The organism is Amycolatopsis thailandensis (assembly GCF_042723255.1).
Lineage (GTDB): Bacteria > Actinomycetota > Actinomycetes > Mycobacteriales > Pseudonocardiaceae > Amycolatopsis > Amycolatopsis thailandensis.
Window position 1 is genome coordinate 1 of record NZ_JBHXJK010000125.1, and the last position, 7,769, is coordinate 7,769.

General features: G+C 70.2%; 4 protein-coding genes. 3 read left to right on the plus strand and 1 reads right to left on the minus strand.

Translation table 11 applies throughout. The features are described from left to right. Nucleotides 1-246: 246 nt before the first annotated feature. The gene (locus ACFWMR_RS34075; RefSeq protein ID WP_378381359.1) at nt 247-3,111 is read right to left on the minus strand and encodes an ATP-binding protein; all 2,865 of its coding nucleotides are present in this window, start codon (nt 3,109-3,111) and stop codon (nt 247-249) included. A gap of 270 nt (nt 3,112-3,381) precedes the next feature. Between ACFWMR_RS34075 and ACFWMR_RS34080 the strand changes: the two genes are divergently transcribed. The 3 genes from ACFWMR_RS34080 to ACFWMR_RS34090 all read left to right on the plus strand — a co-directional run bounded on the left by ACFWMR_RS34080 (nt 3,382) and on the right by ACFWMR_RS34090 (nt 7,688). After that, a complete protein-coding gene (locus tag ACFWMR_RS34080; protein WP_378381360.1) occupies nt 3,382-4,545 on the plus strand; it encodes a S8 family peptidase in 1,164 nt (387 codons plus the stop codon). Then, the gene (locus tag ACFWMR_RS34085) at nt 4,545-6,092 is read left to right on the plus strand and encodes a S8 family peptidase (RefSeq protein ID WP_378381361.1); all 1,548 of its coding nucleotides are present in this window, start codon (nt 4,545-4,547) and stop codon (nt 6,090-6,092) included. The genes ACFWMR_RS34080 and ACFWMR_RS34085 overlap by 1 nt, the downstream gene beginning before the upstream one ends. Nucleotides 6,093-6,164: 72 nt before the next feature. Further along, nucleotides 6,165-7,688, plus strand: a complete 1,524-nt coding sequence (locus ACFWMR_RS34090; protein ID WP_378381362.1) for a phytoene desaturase family protein — start codon at nt 6,165-6,167, stop codon at nt 7,686-7,688. Nucleotides 7,689-7,769 lie beyond the last annotated feature (81 nt).

Here is a 7,769-nt window from a genome sequence, read left to right on the forward strand (position 1 = left end):
CTTCCTTGCGCTAGGCGCAAGGAAGGGGGCCTTCATGTACTTGGCAAGGTGTGAAGGTCGAGTTTCCTCGGCTCAGCCGAGGGAAGGGGGCCTTCACGCGCGGCCGCTGTGACTACTGGTGCCTGTGGGGCGAAAGTGGCGATCGCCGAGTCCGTGAAGGCCTCCTTGAGGGACCCAGAGTCCCTCAAGGAGGCCTTCACGGACCGTGCCTCAGGTCCAGTAGGTACTGCCGACTGCGGCCGCCGTCTAGGCGGACCGCAGGCCCGCCAGCTCACTCCGCGACCGCACCTTCAGCTTCCGCAGAACACTCGCGACGTGCTGTTCCACCGTGCGCCGCGACAGGAACAGCACCTCGGCGATCTCCCGGTTGGTGTGCCCGGCGGCCAGCAGGCGGGCGACGTCGCGTTCGCGCGGGGACAGTTCGTCGCCGTACCCACGGCGGCCGCGTCGCGACGGGGCGACCGCGCCGGTGGACCGGAACGCGTGACGGCATCGAGCGGCGTCGCGGGTGGCGCCGAGCCGGTCGAACGCTTCGGCGAGCGCGGCGAACGTCTCGGCGACGTCCTCGTTCCCGGCCAGGCGGCACCGCGCGGCCCGTTCGGCGATCAGCGCCGCGTGATACGGCGCGGGGAGGGCTTCGAACCGGGTACGCGCCTGCTCGAAGGCCTTGATCGCGGTCGCGTGGTCGCCCCGGGCCGCCGAGACGAGCCCGCGGTTCGCGGCCAGCGCGGCATGGGTGGACGGCGCGTCGAGACCGCCGATCTCGCGTTCGAACTCGTCGGTCAGCGCCTCCGCCTGGTCTTCCCGGCCGGTGACGCAGTACGCGTCGACGGCGGCCATGAGCAGATCCGCGCCCCAGGCCCAGACACCCTTGGCGCGCAAGAGTTCCAGTCCCTTTTCGGCCTGGGTGACGGCGGCTTCGCCGAGGTCCTGCGCGAGCAGCATGCCCGCCATCCCGGCGTGCGCCGCGATCACGACCGGCGTGAACGCGTTCTCCGGCTGGTCCGCCGCGGTCCCGGCGAACCGGGCGGCGGCCTCGTCCCATTCGCCGCGGGCGGCGGCGAGCAGGCCCAGCACCAGGCACAGTTCGCTGGTCACGGGCAGGAGGTCGCGGTACTCGTCGATCAGCGCGTCGGCCCGTTCGGCGAGGCCGTCCCAGTTCCCGGTGAGCCAGTCGGTGTGGACGGCGGTCGCGCTGGCGGTGCTGACGACGTACGGCGCCCCGCAGTCGGCGGCCAGCTGCAGCCCGCTGCGCAGCAGGCTCCTGGCCCGCCGGTGGTGGCCCGTCCAGGCGCAGGCGTCCGCGATGTTGCAGTGCAGCCGCGAAAGATGCCGTTGCTCGTCGGGCGAACCGACGCTGGTGGGCGCCCGGTCCAGCATGTCCCAGCCGCGCGCGTCCCCGATGTGCAGCCGGGACGCCGCGTTGTTGGCCAGCAGGATGATCTTCAGCCGCCGATCGGTGGCTTGGTCGATGAGGCCGTCCACCCGGTCCATCCATCGCCGGTGTTCCCGCAGCGGCGTCGCGCCGACCCACGGCTGGGCGAGCACGCCCATCCCGCGTCCGGCCAGGTCGGGCCGGTCGGAGAGGTCGTTGACGGCGATCTCGATCTCGGTCCTCGCCGCCTCCAGCCCGCCTGCCTGGCGCACCAGCAGGAGCCCGAGGCCAAGCCGGACCTCGCCGCTCAGCCGTCCGGACAGCCTGCCGTCGGTGAGCAGCCGCTCCAGCGCGGGGACGACCTCGGCCTGCGCGAGGCCGTTGCACGCCACCGAGCTGAACTTGACCGCCAGTCTGTCCACATCGGACGGTTGCAGGCCCGGTTCGTCGAGCAGGGTGCGGAGCAGGTCCGTCGCGGTGGCGAGATCGCCGACCGTCGACGCCTGATCCGCGGCCGCTTCGCCGTACTTCAGGGCGCCGGCCCGGTCGCCGGCTTTGCGGCAGTGTTCGGCGAGCCGCACCAGGGACTGCGGGAGGCGGTCGCGCAGCAGCCGCGACGCCCGCCGGTGCAGCTCCTGGCGATCGGGGCCGGGAATGGCGCGGTACACGGCTTGCTGGGCGAACGCGTGCCGGAAGCCGTAGGTGCCTTCACCGCTCTCCACCAGGACGTTGCGTTCGAGCGCGAGGACGAGCGCGCGGCGGGCGCGTTCGGGGGCGATCGCGGCCGCGGCGGTCAGCAGGTCCGAAGTGGACGGTGTGCCGAGGACGGCGGCGGCCTCGGTGATCCGCCGCGCCGCCGACGGCAGCGCGATGAGGCGCTCGACGGTCGCTTCCCGCAGCAGCGCGGGGACTTCGACCGTGTCCAGCAGGCGTCGCGCGGTCGCGCCGTCGGCGTGCACCGCGCCCTCGACACCCCCGATGGCGTGCACGATCTCCTCGACCACGAACGGGAGCCCCGCGGTGCGCTCGTGCAGTCGCGCGGCGAACTCGGCCGACACGTTCGCCTCGCCGAGCAGGGCCGACACCAGCGCCTGGACGCCGTCGCGGTCCAGCGGACGGAGCGTGACGGGTACGTGCGTGGTGCCGGGCGCGGGCCGGTAGGCGCTGCCGAGCGGGATGCCGCCGGGCGTCTCTTCACGCCGGTAGGTGAGCAGGAGGGTCAGGCCCGCGGGCGGGTCGGTCATCAGGAACCGCAGCAGGCGCCGGGAGCCGTCGTCCGCCCAGTGGAGGTCTTCGATGAGGAGGATGTGCGGGCCCAGCGCGCAGAGCAGCTCCCGGACGGCGCGGAAGAGCCGGTGCCGTTCGGCGCGGGGATCGCCGAGCCGGGCGGGCGGCTCGGGCAGGAAGGCCGCGAGTTCCGGCAGGTAGGGCGCGAGCACGCCGGTCACGGGGTTGAGTTCGCGCGCCGGGCGGACGTCCTTGAGCGCGTCGAAGACGACGCCGTAGGGGAAAGGCTCGCGCAACGGCTGGCAGCTTCCGGTGAAGACCGGCCGTCCGGCCAGTTCGGGGCAGGCCAGCAGTTCGGTGGCGAGCCGGGTCTTGCCCACGCCCGCTTCGCCTTCGAGCATGAGCACGGACGGCGAGCGCATCGCGCCGTCGAGGAGCTCGCGTAGTTCAGCTTCACGGCCGACGAGAACTGGCGAGCTCGTCCTGCGTCGGCAGCCACCGATCACCATGCCGGGTCACCCCCGCTTCACGAACAACACCGTTCGAGTGAACGCAGCTTAAGCGCGGATTCAGTGCTCACGGAACCCGCTCGGACGGTCACACAACTTTCGTAGGGATGGTGATTTTCCCTATTAGATACGTAGTCCTACGGACCGTTGCCTCGCTTGTTCGTGCAGGTACCGCCACCCGAAAGTGATTCCAGCGTGACTGCTCGTCACGGCGTCGGCCCGGATTCTCGCCGACGCGAACCACCTGTTCGAGTGAACGGAGCTCAGGAAATGCGTGGAGAACTTCGACGTCACCGGATCGCTGGTGCGGTGCTCGCCGGGGCCTGTGTGACGGCCTCGCTGGCCTTCGCCGGGTCGGCGACGGCCGCCGAGGGGCAGATCCTCGGCGCCGGTGCGCCGGGAGCGGTCACGGACGGGTACATCGTCTCGTTGAAGAGCGGCGACGCCGGTCTCGCGGCCAAGTACGGCGGCCAGGTGAAGGCGACCTACGGCGCCGCGCTGAACGGCTTCTCGGTGAAGATGACCGAGGCGCAGGCCAAACGCCTCGCCGCCGACCCCAACGTGGACTTCGTCCAGCAGGACGCCGTCGCGCACATCACCGGCACCCAGAACAACCCGACCTGGGGCCTGGACCGGATCGACCAGCAGAAGCTGCCGCTGGACAAGAAGTACACCTACCCGAACGACGGGGCGGGGGCGACGGTCTACGTCGTCGACACCGGCGTCGACTACCGCCAGTCCGAATTCGGCGGCCGCGCCTCCAGCGGGTACGACTTCATCGACAACGACGCCGACGCCAAGGACTGCCAGGGCCACGGCACGCACGTCGCCGGAACGGTCGGCAGCGCCACCTACGGCGTGGCCAAGGGCGCCAAGATCGTCGCGGTCCGCGTGCTGAACTGCCAGGGCAGCGGCCAGTACTCGCAGATCATCAGCGGGATCGACTGGGTCATCAAGAACGCCAAGGGCCCGTCGGTGCTCACCATGAGCCTCGGTGGCCCGGCCGACAACGGCGTCGACGCCGCCGTGCGCCGCGCGGTCTCGGCGGGCATCACCAACACGGTGGCCTCCGGGAATTCCAACACGAACGCCTGCAGCACCAGCCCGGCGCGCGTGAAGGAGGCCATCACGGTCAACGCCACGCAGAACGACGACCGCCGGTCCACGTTCTCGAACTACGGCAGCTGCACCGACATCTTCGCGCCCGGCACCAACATCACCTCGCTGCGCAACGGTGGCGGTACCCAGCAGATGAGCGGGACCTCGATGGCGACGCCGCACGTCGCCGGCGCGGCCGCGATCTACCTGACCTCGCACCCGTCGGCCAACCCCGCCGCCGTGGCCTCCGGTCTGGCCGCCGCCGCCACCAACGGTGTCGTGACCAGCCCCGGTTCCGGCTCGACCAACAAACTGCTGAACGTGGCAGGTCTCTGATGCGCCGCGGCGTGCGCGGCGGTGTGGTGGCCTTCGCGGCCATCGCACTCGCCGCGCTCGCCGCCGGCAACGCCGTCGCCGCGCAGGCGGAAGGCGTTGTCGTGCAGGCGAACCAGCACTACGGGGACCAGTACATCGTCGTGCTTCACGAGGTCGGCACCATGGCCGTCGAGCAGTCTTCGGCTTCGCTGACCAGCCGCTACGGCGGCGAAGTCCGGTCGGCGTACAAGACCGTGCTCCGCGGGTTCTCGGTCAAGGGCCTGTCGGAGCAGCAGGCCCGGCGCCTCGCGGCGGATCCTGCGGTCAAGGCGGTCTACCAGGACGGCACCGCGCGTGCCGTCGGCACCCAGACCAACCCCACCTGGGGCCTCGACCGCATCGACCAGAAGAACCTGCCGCGCGACAAGAGCTTCACGTACCCGAACACGGGTGAGGGCGTCACCGCGTACGACCTCGACACCGGGATCAACCCGGAGAACCCCGAGTACGAGGGGCGCGCGTCCATCGGCAAGGACTTCGTGGGCGGCAACGGCAAGGACTGCAACGGGCACGGCAGTCACACCGCGGGCACCATCGGCAGCAAGACCTACGGCGTGGCCAAGAAGGTCAAGCTCGTCGGGCTGAAGGTGCTCGGCAACGACTGTTCGGGCAACGGCCCCGACTCCGCCATCGTGGACGCGGCGGAGTGGCTGACCTCGAACGGCACCAAACCGGCGGTGGCGAACCTGAGCCTGCGGATGGACCAGGTCGGCCTCGGCGACGACGTCATCAAGAAGTCCATCGCGGCGGGCTTCGTCTACGTGGTGGCGGCGGGCAACGAGAACCAGAACGCCTGCAACGTCAGCCCCGCCCGCATCCCCGAGGCGATCACGGTCGGCGCCTCGGACGAGAACGACAACAAGTCCTCGTTCTCCAACCACAGTTCGTGCGTGGACATCTTCGCCCCTGGCAGCAACATCACGTCGCTGTCCACGTCCAACGGTGGTTCGGCGAACATGAGCGGGACTTCGATGGCCACGCCGCACGTGGCCGGTGCCGCGGCGCTGTACCTCGCCGCGAACTCCGGCGCCACCGCGCAGCAGACGCGGGACGCGCTGGTGAACAACTCCTCGGACGGCGTGCTCAAGGGCCTGCCGAGCGGAACGGTGAACAAGCTGCTGAACGTCTCGTTCATCGGCGGAGGCGGCCCCGGACCGAAGTGCGGGGCCAAATCCAACACGACACCGGTGTCCATTCCGGACGCGGGTGACGCGGTGACCAGTTCGGTGACGCAGGAAGGCTGCGACGGCAAGGCGTCGGCGACGCTGCCGGTCAAGGTCGACATCGCGCACACCTACACCGGTGACCTGGCGATAGACCTGATCGGGCCGAGCGGTGCGGTGTTCGGCCTCAAGCAGGCGGGAGGGATCGGCGAGGCGAGCGGCGTGCACACGTCGTACACGGTGAACGCCTCGTCCGAACCGGCGAACGGGACCTGGAAACTGCGGGTCCGTGACGTCTACCGGTTCGACAGCGGGACGATCGAAGGCTTCTCCATCACCTTCTGAGTCCTTGCGAAGGGCGGTGCGCCGCGGTCACGATGACCGCGGCGCACTGTCGTTCTCGCTGGGAGGCCTTGGATGGAGTCGTACGACGCCGTGATCGTCGGTGGTGGGCACAACGGCCTGGTGGCGGCCGCCTATCTGGCCAGGGCCGGCCGCTCGGTGCTGGTGCTGGAACGCCGGGACGAGGTCGGCGGCGCGGCGGTGTCGTTCCGGGCCTTTCCCGGCGTCGACGTCCGGCTTTCGCGGTACTCGTACCTGGTGAGCCTGCTGCCGCGCAAGATCATCGCGGACCTCGGGCTCGCACTCGATCTCCGGCGACGGCGGATGTCGTCGTACACGCCTGTCGGCACCGGCGGTCTCCTTGTCGACACGGGCGACGACGGTCGCACTTCGGCGTCGTTCTCCGCGCTCACCGGGTCCACAAAGGACTTCGAAGCGTGGCGACGGTTCTACGCGATGACCTCCCGGGTCGCCGAGGCGACGTTCTCGACGCTGACCGAGCCGCTGGTCTCCCGCGCGGAGCTGCGTTCGCGGATCGAGCCGGAGGCCTGGGACGCGCTGTTCGAACGGCCGATCGCGGAAACACTCGTCCGGATGTTCGGCGACGACACCGTCCGCGGCGTCGTCCTGACCGACGCGCTGATCGGGACCTTCGCCGACGCCGGCGACTTCCGGCAGAACCTTTGCCTGCTCTACCACGTGATCGGCAATGAAACCGGCGACTGGGACGTGCCGGTGGGCGGGATGGGCGCGGTGACCGGGGCGCTCGCGTCGGCCGCGCGGACGGCGGGGGCGCGGCTGGTGACCGGCGCCGAGGTGCTGTCCCTCGATCCGGACGGTTCGGTGCGCTATCGGCTCGGTGACGACGAGTTCACCGTGCGCGGCGGGCACGTGCTGTCGAACGTCGCGCCGCGAACCCTTGCCCGGTTGCTGGGGGAGGAGCCGCCTGAGGCGCCGGAAGGCGCGCAGCTCAAGGTGAACATGGTGCTGTCACGGCTGCCCCGGCTGCGCGATGCGAGCGTCGATCCGCGCGAGGCGTTCGGGGGCACGTTCCATGTCAACGAGGGTTACGGGCAACTGGCGACGGCTTACGCCGAGGCCGCCGCGGGCGAGATCCCTTCACTGCCGCCGTGTGAGATTTACTGTCACTCGCTGACCGACCCGTCGATCCTCGGCCCGGCCGAGCAGGCCGCCGGTGTGCAGACGCTGACCTTGTTCGGGCTGCACATGCCGGCGCGGCTGTTCGAGGGACGCAACGAGGCCGCGCGCGAAGAGGCGTTGCGAGCGACTTTGTCCTCTTTGGACAGTGTGCTGGCCGAGCCGATCGAGGATTGCGTGCTGCGCGCGCCGGACGGCCGGTCGTGCGTCGAGGCGAAGACACCGCTGGACCTCGAAGCCGAGCTGGGATTGCCCGCGGGACACATCTTCCATCGCGATCTGTCGTGGCCCTATGCGGCCGATCCCGCTCAGGTGGGTCGTTGGGGCGTCGAGACTGAACACGAGCGGGTGCTGCTCTGTGGCGCGGGCGCCGTACGGGGTGGTGGCGTCTCGGGCATCCCCGGTCACAATGCCGCCATGGCGGTGCTTTCCCGCTCCTGAAGTGTCATAAGGGGTGGCCAACACAACAAAAAAAGCAATTGGGGGCGCGCAAAATAACAACAGCACCAGGGCGGGGTATGG